This is a genomic window from Lactobacillus mulieris, from assembly GCF_007095465.1.
GTDB classification, from domain to species: Bacteria; Bacillota; Bacilli; order Lactobacillales; family Lactobacillaceae; genus Lactobacillus; species Lactobacillus mulieris.
Genome location: NZ_SDGL01000011.1, coordinates 1 through 18,141 on the forward strand (window position 1 = coordinate 1; position 18,141 = coordinate 18,141).

Consider the following 18,141-nt stretch of genomic DNA (forward strand, 5'->3'; position numbering starts at 1 on the left):
CGAACACAGAAGTTAAGCTTCTTCACGCCGAGAGTAGTTGGTGGGAAACTGCCTGCGAGGGTAGGTAGCCGCCGCGCACATGGAGGATTAGCTCAGCTGGGAGAGCATCTGCCTTACAAGCAGGAGGTCACAGGTTCGAGCCCTGTATCCTCCATATCCTGAGTTGTTAGCTCAGTTGGTAGAGCAACGGACTTTTAATCCGTGGGTCGAGGGTTCAAGTCCCTCACAGCTCATTGGCCCTAATATCGCGGGTGTGGCGGAATTGGCAGACGCGCTAGATTTAGGTTCTAGTGTTTTCGGACGTGTGGGTTCAAGTCCCACCACCCGTATTGGTTTGCCAAACCACACATTGACAATATGCCGATTTAGCTCAGTTGGTAGAGCATCTGTCTTGTAAACAGGGGGTCGTACGTTCAAATCGTATAATCGGCATTCATATTTTTGCGGAAGTAGTTCAGTGGTAGAACATCACCTTGCCATGGTGGGGGTCGCGGGTTCGAATCCCGTCTTCCGCTTTCAATAATGATGCCGGGGTGGCGGAATTGGCAGACGCACGGGACTTAAAATCCCGCGGTTGGTTTCAACCGTACCGGTTCGACTCCGGTCCTCGGCACTTATTGATGCACCCTTAGCGCAACTGGATAGAGTGTCTGACTACGAATCAGAAGGTTGTAGGTTCGAGTCCTACAGGGTGCATAATCGGGAAGTGGCTCAGTTTGGTAGAGCACCTGGTTTGGGACCAGGGGGTCGCAGGTTCGAATCCTGTCTTCCCGATAGTAATTAAATTTATATTTGATTACATTTTGGCGGTGTAGCTCAGCTGGCTAGAGCGTCCGGTTCATACCCGGGAGGTCGAGGGTTCGATCCCCCCCGCCGCTATTGTACGCTTGGACCTTTAGCTCAGTTGGTTAGAGCAGACGGCTCATAACCGTCTTGTCGTAGGTTCGAGTCCTACAAGGTCCATAAAGGGTCTTTAAAAATTAATATGAAATATTATCGCGGGATGGAGCAGTCTGGTAGCTCGTCGGGCTCATAACCCGAAGGTCGTTGGTTCAAATCCGGCTCCCGCAATATGGTCCATTGGAGTAGTGGTTTATCTCGCCTCCCTGTCACGGAGGAGATCGTCGGTTCAAATCCGTCATGGACCGTAAGAATGGCTCGGTAGCTCAGTTGGTAGAGCAAAGGATTGAAGCTCCTTGTGTCGGCGGTTCGATTCCGTCCCGCGCCATTATTTTTTTAAAGATTTTGTGCGGGTATAGTTTAGTGGTAAAACAAAAGCCTTCCAAGCTTTAGTCGCGAGTCCGATTCTCGTTACCCGCTTAATATGGGCCTATAGCTCAGCTGGTTAGAGCGCACGCCTGATAAGCGTGAGGTCGATGGTTCAAGTCCATTTAGGCCCATATGGAGCAATACTCAAGTGGCTGAAGAGGCGCCCCTGCTAAGGGTGTAGGTCGGATAATTCCGGCGCGAGGGTTCAAATCTCTCTTGCTCCGTATTGAATAGAGCACGTTATCTGTTTTGGGTAGCGTGCTTTTTTGATGTAGTAATATAGATATAAAAAGGGCACATTTATTAATGTGCCTTTTTAGTTATGTTTTTGCCAAAATGGGTATGTTTGAGTATCTAAAATCAAGTTTACTTCTGCTTTTGCGAATTCTTCACCATCTAAATGTATAAATTGACTATTTTTTGTCTTAATTGCCAATTTGTTATTTTTAAAACGATGAACATATGGACTTTTATCTACCTTTCCTTGTATAAAAAGACTAAGTACTTTTAGTAGATTGGGAATGTTCTTTTTCTCAACTACAAATAATTCAAGTCCATTTTTGAAAGGACTCATTTCTGGTGAGACTCTTATTCCACCACCAATATAAGGTACATTGTTTACGATTGATATATAGGCCTTTTTAAAATGGCGCTCTCCAATTATTAGTTCAAAAGTATTTTGAGTTAAAAATGCTGAAAAACCTTTCATAGCATATGAAAACTGTCCTAGATTTAACTTATTTAAGCCTTTTTTAGTCAATGAAGAATTAGTTTTGTGAACAATGCGTGCATCAAATCCAATGCCTAAATTATTTATGAAAAATCCCTCGCGACCGCCGATTTTTTCGATGTAATGGCCTATGCAAATATTTTGAATATTTTGACAATTTATAATTTGATCTAGTGCTTTGATTGGAGTATTTGAAATGCCATAAGATTTTGCAAAATCATTTCCTGATCCTGCCGGAATATAAGAAACAGGAATAGGTGTCTTTTGTTTTGCAAACAATAGGCCATTGATTACTTCATGTAAAGTCCCATCTCCTCCAAGGACTAAAATAATGTCACATTCTCGCTTATGGGCAATTTCTTTGGCTAATGTTTGGGCATGTCCAATAGCTTTTGTATAAAAACATTCATATACCAAATTTCTTCTTTTTAATTCTCTTTCAACGATAGGCCAAATTTTTTTAGCATGGCCAGAACCAGCTTTGAGATTGACGATAATTGAGAATTTTGGATTTTTATTTTTCATATAAAACCTCTAAAACAATACATATTACATGATATATAGACTATCATAGCTTAAAAGAAAAGTCATTAAAATCTCCATTTGCTATATATATACATTTGACAAAAATAGATAGTAATATATAATTTGTTTTTGTTAGCTTTACAGATTCTAAAACATATAGTTTTAGAGAGCGAGAGCAACAAATAGGAGGTTTTAATGGAAAAAGTAAATAAATGGCTAAAAAATCCGAGTTTTTTAAAATTGATTATGATCTCCGTGGCAGTTTTAGCTCCAATTTTTTATAGCTTATCATTTATAAAATCTGTTTGGGATCCCTATGCGGGTGCCAAAAATTTGCCTATTGCAGTCGTTAATGAAGATAAGGCAGTTAAATATAATAAAAAAACTTTAGCTGTTGGAGATCAAACAGTTGCCCAACTTAAGAAAAATCATGATTTAAAATGGGTTTTTGTTAACGAAAATGCTGCAAGGGAGGGATTGAAAAATCGAGAATTTTACACAGTTGTAACTATTCCTAGTGATTTTTCAAAAAATGCAGCTACTGTTATGAGCAAAAAGCCTAAACAGATGCAATTGAAATATAAGACAAATGATTCATTAAATTATTTGGCAGAAACAATGAGTGATGTGGGTATTAAACAACTTAATACCATGATTCGGTCGGCTGTTACCAAAGCGTATGCAACTGCAATGTTCTCTCAATTGAAAACATTAGGAGCTGGAATGAATAAGGCAGCCTCTGGTGCACAGCAAATCAGTGATGGTACAGTAACTTTAACTAATGGTACTAAACAATATACTGCTGCTGTATCACAAATTAATGATGGAATCCAAACTCTTAAAGTTTCTGTTACACCTCTTAAAGCAGGTGCAAGTCAATTAGCATCAGGATCATCTACTCTTGCAAATGGTGTTTCACAATATACAGCAGGAGTAGCAAAGCTGAATAGTGGGGTTAATACTTTAAATAGTAAATCAGGTGATTTACTAACAGGTATGAATACATTTAATTCCGGGCTAACGAAGTTTACAGCAGGGAATGCACAATTAAATACAGGTCTTAATACTTTAAGTACTAATTCTGCTGCTTTAAGAGCTGGAGCAACAAGTTTGCAGTCAGCAAGTAATCAATTTGGATTATTGAATAATGGTGCAAGTCAAGTGGCTTCAGGTGTTCAAACATTTAATAATAATTTGCAATCTAGCAATATTGTTAGTTCTTTAACTCAAGCACTTAGTATGCAAGAACAAGTTACTAGTCTTGAAAAACAATTATCGACGGTTCAAAGTTTGTTAAAACAGTTATCAGGTATTGATGTCAATGCTCTAACTACAGCAGTGGATAAGCTTCAGAATCAAGCGTTTACGACTGCTGTAGACATGGGAAACTTGTATACATCACTTGATGATAATCAAAAGATTAGTGATGATGCAGATCAAATTAATTCGTTATTGAACAGTGATAAGACTTTAAGTAGCGATACAAAAGCCAAATTAGCTAATTTGGCAACTGAAATCAAATCAAAAGCTAATGATTCGACTACTCAAATTAATTCAGCTAATAATTCATGGGGGAATTTATTAGGAGTAATGCTGGATACGCAAAGTACTTTGCAACCGCAAATTGATACAGTACAAAGTCTCTCCAAACAATTACCAGCATTGCAATCTACTATGACACAAGCACAAAGCTTGTTAACTCAAACAGATACATTATTAGCAGCTTTGAAGAAGAATCAAGGCTTATTAACAGCAATGCCAACCCAACTTGCTAGTTTACAATCAGCGACAAGTCAAATCGCTGCAGGAACGCAAAAATTGGCTGATTCAACTGGATCAATCAATACATTGGTAAATGGTATCAATCAATATACTAATGGTGTTGATACAGCTGCCAATGGTGCAGCTCAATTAGCTTCTAATTCTGATCGCTTAATATCAGGATTTAAATTACTTTATGATGGAACTAATCAGTATACCCAAGGAGTTAGTCAAGTAAAGACAGGAACTGCTACCTTAGTATCTAACAATACTACTTTAAATAATGGAGCTAGTCAGTTAAGTACAGCACTTTCTTCATTAAATTCTCAGGTCCCATCTCTGATTGATGGAGTAAATAAATTAGCTACTGGTACTCAAACTTTGAATGGTAATTCTAATAAATTGGTTAACGGTATGACTAAAATTTCATCAGGAAGTAGCCAATTAGCAACCCAATTGAGTAATGGAGCAGATAAAGTTAACAGTAATATTGGTACTACAAATAATGCAGAAATGTTTGCAACACCAACATCATTGCAGCATACTTCTACAAGTAAAGTTCCAAATTATGGTCATGCTTTAGCACCTTTTGCAATGGCTACAGGACTCTTTATTGGTGTACTAATCTTTACTTTAGAGTTCCCAGCTAATAGAAGACGGAAAGCACCTAAAGATGCAATTAGAGTCTTAAATGACGAATTTAAGCGAGCAGTAAGTGTTAGTTTAGCTATGGTTGTGATCTTAAATGTAATTATGATGCTATCTGGATTACAAGTAGATCACGTTTTAGACCTATTTTGGATTTGTTTAGTATATACTCTTGCTCAAATGGCAATTATGCAGTTCTTAACTCTTATCATGGGAAGATTAGGTACAATTATTGGCTTGCTATTATTTATTGCGTCAATTGGTGGAGCTGGTGGTATGTTCCCAATGCAGGTAACTAATTCATTCTTTAATGCCATTCATCCGCTTTTACCAATGACTTATGCGATAAATGGATTAAGACAAGCAATAACTGGTGGATTAGGAAATAGTTATGCAAGTATTAATGCACTTGTCTTATTAGGCGTTGCAGTATTGTTCTACTTATTATTCCTACTTGCAGCAAGTACACTAATAAAAAAAGAAGTTTTAGAAGTAGAAAGTAAACAAATTACACAAGAAATTTAGAAAATTTCATAAAAGAAGAAGCAAATTTGGTCAAAAAATAGACTGAATTTGCTTTTTTTAGCTCCAAAAACACTGATATGACGCTGCTTTTGAAAAAAATGAATTTTTTTGATTTTTTTTGCAATAAAGTGTTGACGAAAAGAACATTCTTAGGTATTATAATATTTGTGCTTCGGCGGAGGACGTCGGAGTGAGTCAAGCGGCCCGTTGGTCAAGTGGTTAAGACACCGCCCTTTCACGGCGGTAACATGAGTTCAAATCTCGTACGGGTCATGACCAAATAATTAAATAATATATTTGGTAAATAAACGGAGGATTACCCAAGTCCGGCTGAAGGGAACGGTCTTGAAAACCGTCAGGCGGGTTCTGCCCGCGCGTGGGTTCGAATCCCACATCCTCCTTAATTTATCGCGGGATGGAGCAGTCTGGTAGCTCGTCGGGCTCATAACCCGAAGGTCGTTGGTTCAAATCCAGCTCCCGCAATATGGTCCATTGGAGTAGTGGTTTATCTCGCCTCCCTGTCACGGAGGAGATCGTCGGTTCAAATCCGTCATGGACCGTAAATGGCTCGGTAGCTCAGTTGGTAGAGCAAAGGATTGAAGCTCCTTGTGTCGGCGGTTCGATTCCGTCCCGCGCCATGTTTTCTTGGAGGAGTAGCGAAGTGGCTAAACGCGGCGGTCTGTAAAACCGCTCTCCCTGAGTTCGGTGGTTCGAATCCACTCTCCTCCATAATAGGGATATAGTTTAAAGGTAGAACAACGGTCTCCAAAACCGTTGGTGTGGGTTCAATTCCTACTATCCCTGTTAGTACTTCACGGCGGAATTGGTGAAGGGGTTAACACACCGGTTTGTGGATCCGGCATGCATGGGTTCGAATCCCATATTCCGCCCTAGAAATAAGATGCTGAAAGGCATCTTATTTCATACAATTGAAAAGCTAATGGCGGTGTAGCCAAGTGGTAAGGCAGAGGTCTGCAAAACCTTAATCGTCGGTTCGAGTCCGACCTCCGCCTTATCAAGCTGGTATTAGCAAGTACTATGGCGGTGTGGCGGAATTGGCAGACGCGTCAGACTCAAAATCTGGTGTCCCTTGGGACGTATCGGTTCGACCCCGATCACCGCTATTATGTTTATAGAAAGCTCATGGATTTATTCATGAGCTTTTTTGTTGCTCAAATTGCAAGCTGTACAAGTTATCTCTATAATAGTAATCATGGAGGTTTTTTTATGAACATTGGGTTATATACAGATACTTACTTTCCACAAATTAGTGGTGTTGCTACATCGATTCAAACTCTTAAAAGAGCTTTGGAAAAGCAAGGACACAATGTTTTTATCTTTACAACTACTGATCCTCATGTTGGTAAAGGGGTTGTAGAACCAAATGTATTCCGTTTTTCTAGTGTCCCTTTTATTTCCTTTACTGATCGCAGAATTGCTTTTAGGGGCCTTTTTGAAGCTACTAGAGTTGCCAAGGAAGTTCAGCTTGACATTGTTCATACACAAACTGAATTTTCTATGGGCTTAATTGGAAAATATGTCGCACATCAGCTAAATATTCCTGCAATTCATACTTACCACACAATGTATGAAGATTATTTACATTATGTCCTCAATGGTAATTTATTGCGTCCCGTGCATGTTAAGCAATTTACTAAAGCTTATTTAAAAAACATGGATGGAGTTGTTGCACCTAGTAAACGTGTTGAAAATTTATTGGAACGTTATGGTGTTCAGGTTCCGATAGAAGTAATTCCAACTGGAGTTGATATAGAGGCCATGAATGGTGATCAACAAAGGGACGTACGTCCAGAATTGGGAATTGATTCTGATGATTTAGTTATTTTGACTCTTAGCAGAATTGCAGCTGAAAAAAAGATTGATAGAATTCTTGATTTGATGCCAGAATTGATAGGACAATTTCCAAATTTGAAATTAGTAATTGCTGGTGATGGGCCAGATGTTGATTTATTGAAGAATCAAGTAGAACGTTTGTCGGTTGAAGATTATGTGATTTTTACCGGTGATGTTCCTCATGAAGATGTAGGTAATTTTTATCGAATGGCTGATTTATTTGTTTCTGCAAGTGATACTGAAACTCAAGGGTTAACTTATATTGAAGCTTTAGCTGCTGGAACTAAAAGTGTGGTTTTTGACACGGATTATACGGAAAATGTTTTTGACGATATTGAATTTGGACAAGTATTTAATAGTCAAAAAGAAATGAAAGAAGCAATTATTTCTTACTTAAAGCAAGGTAAGCAGCCTATTAATCCAAGTAAATTAAAAACTAAGTTGGAAAATATATCAGCAGCTCATTTTGGTAAAGAAGTAATTGGATTTTATCAAGCTGCAATTGATACCCATTCAAACAAAGAGGTAAATGATGATTAGAATTAACATGTTTTCCCAAGCAGACTCAGTTAAAGGTCAAGGTGTAGGTAGTGCATATCAAGAACTAATTAATCTGATGAGAACGAGATTAGTAGATGATTTTTATATGACGATTAATAAATATGGTCAAAGTGATTTGACTCATTATCATACAATTAATCCTACATATTTTATTAATAGCTTTTCCCCTGCAAGAGGAAGAAAAATAGGCTATGTGCATTTTTTACCTGAAACCTTAGAAGGGTCGATAAAACTGCCCCAACCGGCTAAGAAGGCATTTTATGATTATGTAATTAATTTTTATAAGCGTATGGATCAAATTGTGGTAGTTAATCCAATATTTATTGATAAGTTGGTTGCTCATGGTCTTGATCGCAATAAAATAAAATATATTCCTAATTTTGTATCTAAGGAAGAATTTTATACTAAATCTACAGTTGAAAAAAATGCTTTTCGTAATCAATTAGGCATACCATTAGACAAATTTGTCATTTTTGGTGATGGACAAGTTCAAGAACGAAAAGGTGTAGATGATTTTGCAAAGTTAGCAGAGGCTAATCCAGACATTCAATTTATATGGGCTGGTGGTTTCTCTTTTGGAAAAATCACTGATGGATATGATCATTATCGGAATTTAGTAGAAAATCCTCCTAAGAATTTAATTTTTACTGGAATTGTAAAACGTGAAGAACTAGTTAATTATTTAAATATTGCTGATTTGTTTTTGTTACCTTCATTTGATGAATTATTTCCAATGTCTGTTTTAGAAGCATTTTCTTGCGGTACACCTGTATTGCTTAGAAATTTAGACTTATATAAAGCAATTATTGATGGCTATTATATGTATGGTGATGATTTTACTACTTTAAATGAGCAAATTAGAACGATTAAGGCTAATCCAGATTTATTGAAGAAATATGCTTCATTATCTTTAAAGGCAAGTGAAAAGTATTCTGAAGAACATTTAGCTGAGATTTGGCGGAATTTCTACCTCGAACAATATGAACTTGGGGTAAAGCTAGGACAAATTCATTTATGAGAAGAAATTATTTCTTTGGTTTTATAGCTGTTTTAGTAATAAGCTTTCTTGTATTATATTGGGATTTAAGTCAAACAAATTTCAATGCCTTACTTGCATCAAGTAAAAATATAAATTATGGCTTCATTATATTGATTCTTTTAGTGATTTTATGTACGTACTTTTGTGAAGCAGCAATTTTATTTGTCTTATCTGGAAAGCAAAAATTTATAGATTTGCTTCATTTCTATCGTGTACCTTTGATTCAAGCCTTATTTAATGCAATTACGCCAATGGCAACTGGTGGTCAGCCTGCTCAACTAATTGCATTAAAACAAATGAAAATAGAATTTGGGCCTGCAAGTTCGCTTTTACTGATGAAATTTATAATTTATCAATTGGTGGTGTTTTTTGCCTATATTTGGGCCTTTCTTACTGGGCATCAATTGTTAGGAGAAATGAAGCATTTTAATATAATTATTGTGATTAGTTTCTTGATTCATATGAGTACAATTATCTTCCTGCTTTTTGGAATGTTTGCAAGAAACCTTTTAAAAAAGATAGGAGCTTTTATTTTTAAATTAGGTATTCGTTTTATATCTGCAGAAAAAGTAGCAAATTTTCAAACTGCTTTTGATCAACAAGTTGATGAATATTATTGTGAAAGTCAAAGACTGTTTCAGCATAAAAAAAGATTAATAATTAGTTTTATATTGACATGTATTCAATTGACTTTATTTTATAGTGTGCCATTTTTAACAATAAAAGCATTAAATCTATCTGGAAGTTGGCTTGAACTAGTGCAGCTAAACATTTTGGTTGTGTTATTTATGGCGATTGTCCCAATACCAGGTGCAAGTGGTGGAGCAGAGCTGGGATTTCAGGCCTTATTCAAATTCTTTGTAAAGAATAATGCTCAATTAGTTATGGGAATGTTTATTTGGCGATTTGCAACATACTTCTTTGGTATGCTTTTAGGAGTAATAGCGTGGCTAATTAGGCCTAAGAAAGAAAATTAGGGGTTAATTTTTTGTTAAATGCCAGAAGTAGATAATATAGAAGTGTATTTAAGTAGTATTATCATAAGAGTTGATAATTAAAGATTGAGAGGAAAATTGGATGTTTCGTGCCAAAAAAATTGCCGATTGGCTCTTTCATACCAAGTTGGGTTATTTCTCAGTTGTCCTGACTTTATTTTGGATTAAAACATATTTAATCTACATAACTAAGTTTAGTCTTGGCGCTACTGGGTCTATGCAAAATTTCTTGCTATTACTTAATCCAATTCCCGCAGGGATGTTATTGTTAGGAATTGGACTCTTTTTTAAAGGGCGAAAATCATATTGGATTATTTGGATTATTGATTTTATTATGAGTTTTTGGCTTTTTGCCAATATTTTATATTATCGTGAATTTTCAAATTTTTTATCATTTGCGATAATGTCAACTTCCGGATCAACTTCTGATAATTTAGGAAAAAGTATAGCTGGAATTACTAAGGCTACTGACTTTTTAGCGTTTTTAGATTTAGTAATTATTTTAGCGCTTATATTATTTAAAGTATTTAAAATCGATGTTCGCCCATTAAAGCTAAAAGTTACTAGCTTAATTGAACTTTTAGCTCTGAGTTTAATGGCTCTAAATTTATTTATGGCTCAAAAGGATCGTTCAGGGTTATTAACTAGAACTTTTGACAATAATTATATTGTTAAATATTTAGGGATGAATGAATATGCATTATATGATGGTGTAAAAACTGCTCAAAATAATGCTGAGATGGCTAAGGCGAATGCATCGGATTTAAAATCAGTTCAAGCTTATCTACAAAAACATCAAGTAACACCTAATGCTAGTTATACAGGGGTTGCAAAGGGTAAAAATGTTTTAATTATTCACTTAGAGAGTTTTCAACAATTTTTGATTGACTATAAGTGGAAAGGTAAAGAGGTAACTCCTAACTTAAATAAGTTATATCACCAAAGTGATACCTTGAGTTTTGATAATTTCTTTAACCAAGTTGGTCAAGGTAAAACCTCTGATGCTGAATTAATGTTAGAGAATTCTTTATATGGACTTTCATCTGGTTCTGCAATGTCTAGTTATGGTACAGCAAATACTTTTGAAGCAGCTCCAGCTATTTTGGGACAAGACGGATATACAACAGCCGTTATGCATGGGGGAGAAGGTTCATTTTGGAATCGGAATAACGCATATAAGCAATTCGGTTATCAATATTTCATGCCACTATCTTATTATGTAAATAAGAAGAGTTATTATATTGGTTATGGATTAAAAGATAAAATTTTCTTCAGTCAATCTATTAAATATATTGAACGTTTGCCACAACCATTTTATTTGAAGATGATTACGGTAACTAACCACTATCCTTATGAACTAGATAAGAAGAATCAATCAATTAGTAAAACTGATACAGGAGATTCTACAGTTGATGGCTATGTACAAACTGCCCATTATTTAGATCAAGCCATTGGTGAGTTAATGTCTTATTTAAAGAAGACTGGTCTGGAAAAGAATACAATGATTGTTCTGTATGGCGACCACTATGGTATTTCAGGAAACCACCACAAGGCAATGGCTCAATTGCTTGATAAGAAGGGTTATAATGATTTTGATAATTTGCAACAACAACGTGTTCCGTTAATGATTCATATGCCGGGGTTAAAAGGTGGTATCAACCACACTTATGGTGGTGAAATTGATGTTTTACCAACTATTATGAACTTGCTAGGATATAACGATACGAATACTATTCAATTTGGACATGATTTATTAGCTACTAATCGTGAACAATTAGTTGTCCAACGTAATGGTGATTTTGTAACGCCAAAGTATAGTAAAGTTACTGGAACATATTATTATACTAAGACTGGGAAGAAAGTTAAAAATCCTTCTAAAAAGGTAAAAGAAGAGCTAGCATCATTATCAAATCAGGTCACAACTCAATTATCACTCTCTGATCGTGTGATTCGAGGAAACTTATTGCGTTTTTACCACCCATCATGGTTTAAACCAGTAAATGCTAAAGACTACAACTATCAAAAGAAAATTGCCTTGAAGAACTTATATGCAGAAGATAAAAAGAAAAAATCTAGTCTATGGTATCAAAATGGTAAAAAGACTACTCAAAGTGACTTTACAACTGATGCACCGGAGTTAAAAAAGAGCAGTAATTAAAAAATATAAGTAAAGAGTCTATTTTTAGGCTCTTTTTTCTTCAAAAAATGTTATGATGAAAAAGATTAAATTGAAAAATAGTATTGGAGTATAAAAATGCTAGATAAAACAAAACAATATTGGTTCATTGGAATTAAAGGTACAGGTATGGCTTCATTAGCCTTAATTATGCACGATTTAGGTTTTAATGTTGCTGGTAGTGATATTGACATGGAAACTTTCACACAGAAGCCACTTGAAGATAAAGGAATTGTGATTAAGAGTTTTAATAGAGATAATATCACCCCTGCACAAGTTATCGTTAAAGGAAATGCTTTTAAAGAAGAAAATCCGGAAGTTGCAGCTGCTTTAGAAATGAAAGTGCCAATGCATTCATATCCAGATACAGTTGAAGAAATTATTCAACAATACACAAGTATTGGTATTAGCGGTGCTCACGGTAAGACTTCAACTACTGCACTTTTATCACATGTTTTAACTGAAGCTGCTCCAACTTCATATTTAATTGGTGACGGTGAAGGTCGTGGTGTTAAAGATTCACGCTTTTTTGTTTATGAAGCTGACGAATACCGACGTCACTTTTTGGCATATCACCCAGATTATCAAATTATGACAAATATTGACTTTGACCATCCAGATTATTTCAAGGATATTAATGATACCCAAAGTGCATTTCAATCTGCAGCTGACCAAACTAAAAAGGCACTTTTTGTTTGGGGCGATGATCCTCGTTTGCAAAAAATTGAAACAAAAATTCCTAAGTATACTTATGGCTTCAAGGATAGTGACGATTTTCAAGCTTATAATGTCAAAAAGTCAACTGATGGAACAAGTTTTAGTGTAAAGGCTCATGGCAAAGAAATTGGTGAATTTAAGACCCATTTATTTGGTGACCATAATATCATGAACTCTCTTGCCGTAATTGGAGTTGCATTAACTGAAGAAGTTCCAATGGAAGATATTCAAAAAGGCCTGTTAACTTATGGTGGAGCAAAACGTCGTTTTAGCGAAAAAGACTTTGGTGATATTACAGTAATTGATGATTATGCTCACCATCCAACTGAAATGAAAGCAACTATCCAAGCTGCTAAACAAAAATTCCCAGATAAAAAGTTAGTAGTTGTATTTCAACCTCATACTTATTCGAGAACTAAAGAATTTGCCAGTGAATTCATCGAAATACTTCGTGGAGTTGATAAAGCTTATATTACCCCAATTTTTGGCTCAGCTCGTGAAAAGAGTGGCGATATTTCAAGTGAAGATTTAACAAGTCAAATTCCAGGTAGTGAGGTAATAGATATTGCCAATATCGCAGATTTAACAAAGAATCGTAATTCTGTAGTGGTATTTATGGGTGCTGGCGATATTGAAAAATATGAAGATGCTTTTGAAAAGTTAATTTAAGTTGAAAGCTAAGAGCCAAAAAGCTCTTAGCTTTTTTACTTGCTTGTAAACTGTTAAAATAAATATTTGTAATAATAGCTGTCTATTAAGAAGGAGAAAAATAATGGCAAATAAGAAATTACTTTTGATTGATGGAAATTCAGTTGCATTTAGGGCTTTTTATGCTCTCTATCGACAACTAGATCGTTTCCAAAATCCTGAAGGCTTGCACACTAATGCCATTTATGCCTTCAAAAATATGCTGGATGTTATTGTAAAGCAGGAAAATCCTAGCCATGTTTTAGTAGCGTTTGATGCAGGAAAAGTAACTTTCAGAACTAAACTATATTCTGACTATAAAGGTGGTCGTCAGAAAACACCTAGTGAGTTATTAGAACAAATTCCTTATATAAAAGAAATGCTTAAAGATCTTGGAATTAAATCTTATGAGCTAGCTAATTATGAAGCTGATGATATTATTGGAACTTATTCTAAAATGGGTGAAGATGCAGGCTATCAAGTTGCTGTCGTTTCTGGAGATAAAGATTTGACACAACTAGCCAGTGATTTAACTACGGTGTATGTTACTAAATCAGGTGTAAGTGAACTTGAAGCATTTACACCTGAACATATGAAAGAAGTTAATGGGGTAACACCAACTGAATTTATTGATATGAAAGCATTGATGGGTGATAATTCAGATAATTATCCTGGAGTTACTAAGGTGGGCCCAAAAACAGCTTCTAATTTAATTCAACAATATGGCTCGGTTGAAAATATTTATAAGCATATTGACGAAATGAAAAAATCAAAGCTAAAAGAAAATTTAATTAATGATAAAGATAAGGCTTTTTTAGCTAAAACTCTTGCTACCATTGATCGGACTTCACCAGTTGAACTTAAACTTGATGACTTGAAGAAGCAAGAAACTAATACAGTTGAATTGCGTAAGTTTTATGAACAAATGAACTTTAGACGCTTTTTGGCGGAACTCAATAGTTCTGATAATGAAATTGGGGAAGCAAGTGATAAAAAAGTTGATTATATAGTTTTAAATGAAAAAAACTTAGATAAGCTTCCCAAGGATGGATCAGAAGTTAGTTTTTATTTAGGGATGTTTGGTGAAAATTATCACTTGGCAGATTTTGTTGGTTTTAGTTTGAAAATGGGCGATAATATCTATGTTTCAAATGATGTATCACTATTGACTAAGCAGCCTTTGTTAAGCTTATTAGAAGATCAAGCTATTGCTAAAAATGTTTTTGACTTAAAAAGAACAATGGTTGGTTTATATCGGTTAGGAATTAAAAGTCATAATATGAATTATGACATGTTATTGGCATCATATTTGGTAAATAATGAAAATAATTCAAATGATTTAGGAGAAATTTGCCAATTATACAATTATTATGATTTACAACCGGATATTGACATTTATGGAAAAGGGAAAAAAGCTGCAATACCAGAGGAAACAGTCTTTTTCAATCATTTAGCAGGAAAAGTTTTAGCAATCGAAGTATTAAAACCAACTTTATTAAAGAAATTGACTGAACATGAGCAGGATGATTTGTATGAAACAATTGAAATGCCAGTTGCTAACGTGTTAGCTAAAATGGAAATTACCGGATTAAAGACTGATGCTAGTACATTAGTTCAATTAGGAAATGATTTTGCTCAGCGTCTTACAGAACTTGAAGCAGATATTTATCTTGAAGCTGGAGAAAGATTTAATATCAATTCTCCTAAGCAACTAGGCCAAATTCTATTTGAAAAATTAGGGCTTCCTCCAATTAAGAAAACTAAGACAGGTTATTCAACATCTGTTGAGGTTTTAGAACAATTGAAAGAGCAATCTCCAATTGTACAAAAAGTATTGGATTATCGACAAATTGCCAAAATTCAGTCAACTTATGTGAAAGGCTTGCTTGATGTGATTCAACCAGATGGTAGAGTACATACGCGTTATCAGCAGACTCTAACCGCAACTGGTCGACTTTCATCAGTAGATCCTAATTTACAAAATATTCCTGTACGTTTAGAAGAAGGTAAAAAAATCCGCAAAGCATTTGTTCCATCAAATTCTGATGGTTATATCTTTTCTTGTGACTATTCACAAGTTGAATTACGAGTTTTAGCTCATGTTTCTGGTGATGAAAATATGCAAGAAGCCTTTAAGACAGGCTATGATATTCATGCTCATACTGCAATGAAAATTTTCCATTTGGATTCACCAAACGAAGTGACACCTAATATGCGTAGACACGCTAAGGCGGTTAACTTTGGAATTGTCTATGGTATCAGTGATTATGGGTTATCTAAGAATCTAGGTATTAGTAGAAAACAAGCCAAAGAGTTTATTGATAATTATTTTGAACAATATCCAAAGATCAAAGATTATATGGACAAAGAAATTAATTTTGCACGTGAAAATGGCTATGTTGAAACTATAATGCACCGCCGTCGTTATTTACCAGATATTCATGCTAAGAATTTCAATGTTCGCTCTTTCGCTGAAAGGACGGCTATTAATTCACCTATTCAAGGTGGAGCAGCTGACATTATAAAAATAGCAATGATTAATATGCAAAAGAAACTAGATGAATTACATCTTAAAACTAAAATGTTGATTCAAGTTCATGATGAATTAATCTTTGACGTTCCAGCTGATGAATTAGAAACTATAAAGAAAGTCGTTCCAGAAGTAATGCAAAATGCAGTTCAATTAGACGTACCACTTGTTGCAGATTCTAATTGGGGTCATGACTGGTATGAAGCAAAGTAAAGGAGCATTAGTATGCCTGAAATGCCAGAAGTTGAAATTGTTCGTAAAACATTAAACGAGATAGTTTTAGGTAAAATAATTAAAGAGGTCAAGGTATGGTATCCCAATATAATCATAGGTGATAGTGAATCTTTTTCTGATCAATTGAAAGAAAAGCAAATTATAAAAATTGATCGCTATGCCAAGTTTTTACTTTTTAGACTAAGCGATAATTTAACAATCGTTTCCCATTTAAGAATGGAGGGAAAATATCGCTTAGCTAGCCCGCAAGACGCAAAAGATAAACATGATCATGTGGAATTTATTTTTACTGATGGAACAAGTTTGCGTTATAACGATGTAAGAAAATTCGGACGTATGCAATTAATTAGGACGGGAACTGAAAAAGAAAAAACTGGCATAAAGAAGTTGGGACCAGAGGCTTTAAGTGATGATTTTACTTTGAGTTATTTCAAGCAAGCATTGAAAAATAAAAAGAAAAATATCAAAGCTACTTTACTTGACCAAGATGTAGTATCTGGCTTAGGAAATATCTATGTAGATGAAACTTTATGGCTGAGTGAGATTTACCCTGAACGGCCAGCTAATTCTTTGGCTGATAATGAAATAAAGAAGCTATATTTGGCTATTAACCAGGTTATTTCCCAGGCAATAAAAGAGCGAGGAACAACTGTCCATACGTTTTTAGATGCAGAAGGGCAAACCGGTGGTTATCAAAAATATTTAAAAGTGTATGGGCGCGCTGGTGAAAAATGCTTTAGATGTGGAAATGTTTTGCAAAAGACAAAAGTAGCAGGTCGAGGAACAACTTTTTGTCCCAAGTGCCAAGAGGTGAAATGATGACTTTTTATTTAGCCGTAACGGGTGGTATTGCATCAGGTAAATCGACAGCAGATAGCTATTTCAAAGATCAAGGCTTGCCAATTATTGATAGTGATGAAATAGCTCATAATTTACTTGAAAAAGACACTGAAGTTACAAATCGAATTGCTCAAAGCTTTGGAAAAGAATGTTTGCTTTCAAATGGTGGGGTTAATAGAAAAAAACTTGGAAAGATAGTTTTCAATGATTCAGAAAAATTGGCATTGTTAAATCAGATTACACATCCAGCGATTCTAGCCGAAATTGAAAAAAAGAAAGCTGTCATTAAATCTGGGATATGTATAGTTGATGTCCCTTTGCTCTTTGAAAGTAATCAACAAAAATATTATGATGCCAGCTTATTAATATATGTTCCCGAGAAGGTTCAATTAGAACGTTTGATGAGAAGAAACAAATTAAGTAAAGAAGAAGCAATGTCTAGAATTAAGAGTCAGATGTCTACAAGTAAGAAATTAAAATTAGCCACCTATAGCGTTGCAAATACTGGTACAATAGAATTATTACAAGATAAGCTCAGTAAAATTTTACAAGAGGTAAAGGAGAAAGAAGATGCAATGTCCAAATTGTCATAAAAATGCTTCTAAAGTTATTGATTCTCGTCCAACTGATGAAGGAAGAACAATTAGAAGGCGTAGAGAATGTGAAAATTGTGGATATCGTTTTACAACATTTGAACGCGTTGAGCAAACGCCTCTATTGGTTATAAAAAATGATGGTACGCGTGAACCTTTTGATAGAGAAAAGATTTTACGAGGTGTTGCTGCTGCTGCGCAGAAGCGTCCAGTTACTAGTGAACAATTAGATAAGTTAGTTGATCATGTTGAAAATGAAATCAGAAAACAAGGTGTTAGTGAGATTTCATCTAAAGAAATCGGTGAATTGGTAATGAATGAATTGGTAAATGTAGATGATGTTGCCTACATTCGCTTTGCAAGTATTTATCGTCAATTCCAAGATATATCTGGTTTCATGAAAACAATGAAAGATATCATGGATAAACATGAACACTCAAATTAAAAACGAAGTGAG

Annotated in this window: 11 protein-coding genes, 26 tRNA genes and 1 rRNA gene; 37 read left to right on the forward strand and 1 reads right to left on the reverse strand. The window is 35.1% G+C overall.

All coding sequences use genetic code 11. From position 1 onward, the window contains the following. The 17 genes from rrf to ETI37_RS05795 form a co-directional block, all read left to right on the forward strand. A 5S ribosomal RNA gene (gene rrf / locus ETI37_RS08005) occupies positions 1-77 on the forward strand; the annotation flags it as partial. Between the two features lie 4 nt (positions 78-81). Continuing rightward, positions 82-154, forward strand: a tRNA-Val gene (locus tag ETI37_RS05720). Between the two features lie 6 nt (positions 155-160). Then, positions 161-233: transfer RNA gene (locus tag ETI37_RS05725), tRNA-Lys, on the forward strand. Positions 234-247: 14 nt separating this feature from the next. Continuing rightward, positions 248-329 (forward strand) — tRNA-Leu (locus tag ETI37_RS05730). A 30-nt stretch (positions 330-359) separates the two neighbouring features. Beyond that, a tRNA-Thr gene (locus ETI37_RS05735) sits at positions 360-432 on the forward strand. An 11-nt stretch (positions 433-443) separates the two neighbouring features. Further along, positions 444-515 (forward strand) — tRNA-Gly (locus ETI37_RS05740). Positions 516-527: 12 nt separating this feature from the next. Continuing rightward, a tRNA-Leu gene (locus ETI37_RS05745) sits at positions 528-613 on the forward strand. 9 nt (positions 614-622) lie between these two features. Further along, a tRNA-Arg gene (locus ETI37_RS05750) sits at positions 623-696 on the forward strand. Positions 697-700: 4 nt separating this feature from the next. Then, a tRNA-Pro gene (locus tag ETI37_RS05755) sits at positions 701-774 on the forward strand. A 31-nt stretch (positions 775-805) separates the two neighbouring features. Further along, positions 806-879 (forward strand) — tRNA-Met (locus ETI37_RS05760). 10 nt (positions 880-889) lie between these two features. Continuing rightward, positions 890-963 (forward strand) — tRNA-Ile (locus tag ETI37_RS05765). Between the two features lie 34 nt (positions 964-997). Continuing rightward, positions 998-1,071, forward strand: a tRNA-Met gene (locus tag ETI37_RS05770). A 3-nt stretch (positions 1,072-1,074) separates the two neighbouring features. Beyond that, positions 1,075-1,148 (forward strand) — tRNA-Asp (locus ETI37_RS05775). Positions 1,149-1,155: 7 nt separating this feature from the next. Next, positions 1,156-1,228: transfer RNA gene (locus ETI37_RS05780), tRNA-Phe, on the forward strand. A gap of 21 nt (positions 1,229-1,249) precedes the next feature. Further along, positions 1,250-1,320: transfer RNA gene (locus ETI37_RS05785), tRNA-Gly, on the forward strand. A 6-nt stretch (positions 1,321-1,326) separates the two neighbouring features. After that, a tRNA-Ile gene (locus ETI37_RS05790) sits at positions 1,327-1,400 on the forward strand. Positions 1,401-1,403: 3 nt separating this feature from the next. Then, positions 1,404-1,493, forward strand: a tRNA-Ser gene (locus tag ETI37_RS05795). A gap of 92 nt (positions 1,494-1,585) precedes the next feature. On the opposite strand, the gene ETI37_RS05800 is transcribed toward ETI37_RS05795, so the two are convergent. Next, on the reverse strand, positions 1,586-2,524 hold the full coding sequence (locus ETI37_RS05800) for a diacylglycerol/lipid kinase family protein (RefSeq protein ID WP_006586441.1): 939 nt from the start codon (positions 2,522-2,524) through the stop codon (positions 1,586-1,588). 195 nt (positions 2,525-2,719) lie between these two features. Between ETI37_RS05800 and ETI37_RS05805 the strand changes: the two genes are divergently transcribed. From ETI37_RS05805 to nrdR, 20 genes are all read left to right on the forward strand, one after another. After that, entirely contained in the window at positions 2,720-5,458 is a 2,739-nt protein-coding gene (locus ETI37_RS05805) for a YhgE/Pip family protein (protein ID WP_006586442.1), read from the forward strand. A 201-nt stretch (positions 5,459-5,659) separates the two neighbouring features. Then, positions 5,660-5,731: transfer RNA gene (locus ETI37_RS05810), tRNA-Glu, on the forward strand. 37 nt (positions 5,732-5,768) lie between these two features. Next, positions 5,769-5,859: transfer RNA gene (locus ETI37_RS05815), tRNA-Ser, on the forward strand. Between the two features lie 8 nt (positions 5,860-5,867). Further along, a tRNA-Met gene (locus ETI37_RS05820) sits at positions 5,868-5,941 on the forward strand. 3 nt (positions 5,942-5,944) lie between these two features. After that, positions 5,945-6,018: transfer RNA gene (locus tag ETI37_RS05825), tRNA-Asp, on the forward strand. Positions 6,019-6,023: 5 nt separating this feature from the next. Next, a tRNA-Phe gene (locus ETI37_RS05830) sits at positions 6,024-6,096 on the forward strand. Positions 6,097-6,105: 9 nt separating this feature from the next. Then, positions 6,106-6,187, forward strand: a tRNA-Tyr gene (locus ETI37_RS05835). A 4-nt stretch (positions 6,188-6,191) separates the two neighbouring features. Beyond that, positions 6,192-6,262 (forward strand) — tRNA-Trp (locus ETI37_RS05840). A gap of 13 nt (positions 6,263-6,275) precedes the next feature. Then, positions 6,276-6,348 (forward strand) — tRNA-His (locus ETI37_RS05845). Positions 6,349-6,400: 52 nt separating this feature from the next. Continuing rightward, positions 6,401-6,471, forward strand: a tRNA-Cys gene (locus ETI37_RS05850). A gap of 27 nt (positions 6,472-6,498) precedes the next feature. Then, a tRNA-Leu gene (locus ETI37_RS05855) sits at positions 6,499-6,582 on the forward strand. 103 nt (positions 6,583-6,685) lie between these two features. Continuing rightward, a complete protein-coding gene (locus ETI37_RS05860; RefSeq protein ID WP_006586443.1) occupies positions 6,686-7,852 on the forward strand; it encodes a glycosyltransferase family 4 protein in 1,167 nt (388 codons plus the stop codon). Continuing rightward, the gene (locus ETI37_RS05865) at positions 7,845-8,891 is read left to right on the forward strand and encodes a glycosyltransferase family 4 protein (protein ID WP_006587148.1); all 1,047 of its coding nucleotides are present in this window, start codon (positions 7,845-7,847) and stop codon (positions 8,889-8,891) included. The genes ETI37_RS05860 and ETI37_RS05865 overlap by 8 nt, the downstream gene beginning before the upstream one ends. Beyond that, the gene (locus ETI37_RS05870) at positions 8,888-9,889 is read left to right on the forward strand and encodes a lysylphosphatidylglycerol synthase transmembrane domain-containing protein (RefSeq protein WP_006586445.1); all 1,002 of its coding nucleotides are present in this window, start codon (positions 8,888-8,890) and stop codon (positions 9,887-9,889) included. The genes ETI37_RS05865 and ETI37_RS05870 overlap by 4 nt, the downstream gene beginning before the upstream one ends. A 100-nt stretch (positions 9,890-9,989) precedes the next feature. Next, a complete protein-coding gene (locus tag ETI37_RS05875) occupies positions 9,990-12,065 on the forward strand; it encodes an LTA synthase family protein (protein ID WP_006586446.1) in 2,076 nt (691 codons plus the stop codon). Positions 12,066-12,161: 96 nt separating this feature from the next. Further along, positions 12,162-13,469: a UDP-N-acetylmuramate--L-alanine ligase gene (gene murC, locus ETI37_RS05880; RefSeq protein ID WP_006586447.1), complete on the forward strand. Its 1,308-nt coding sequence runs from the start codon at positions 12,162-12,164 to the stop codon at positions 13,467-13,469. Positions 13,470-13,572: 103 nt separating this feature from the next. Beyond that, on the forward strand, positions 13,573-16,230 hold the full coding sequence (polA, locus tag ETI37_RS05885; protein ID WP_006586448.1) for a DNA polymerase I: 2,658 nt from the start codon (positions 13,573-13,575) through the stop codon (positions 16,228-16,230). Between the two features lie 12 nt (positions 16,231-16,242). After that, positions 16,243-17,070 (forward strand): DNA-formamidopyrimidine glycosylase, encoded by an 828-nt coding sequence (gene mutM / locus ETI37_RS05890; RefSeq protein WP_006586449.1) that lies wholly within the window; start codon positions 16,243-16,245, stop codon positions 17,068-17,070. Continuing rightward, positions 17,070-17,684, forward strand: a complete 615-nt coding sequence (gene coaE, locus ETI37_RS05895; RefSeq protein WP_006587149.1) for a dephospho-CoA kinase — start codon at positions 17,070-17,072, stop codon at positions 17,682-17,684. Before mutM ends, coaE begins: the two co-directional genes overlap by 1 nt. Then, positions 17,662-18,129 carry a transcriptional regulator NrdR gene (gene nrdR, locus ETI37_RS05900; RefSeq protein WP_006586451.1) on the forward strand — a complete coding sequence of 156 codons (468 nt, stop codon included), beginning with the start codon at positions 17,662-17,664 and terminating at the stop codon, positions 18,127-18,129. Before coaE ends, nrdR begins: the two co-directional genes overlap by 23 nt. Positions 18,130-18,141: the final 12 nt, after the last annotated feature.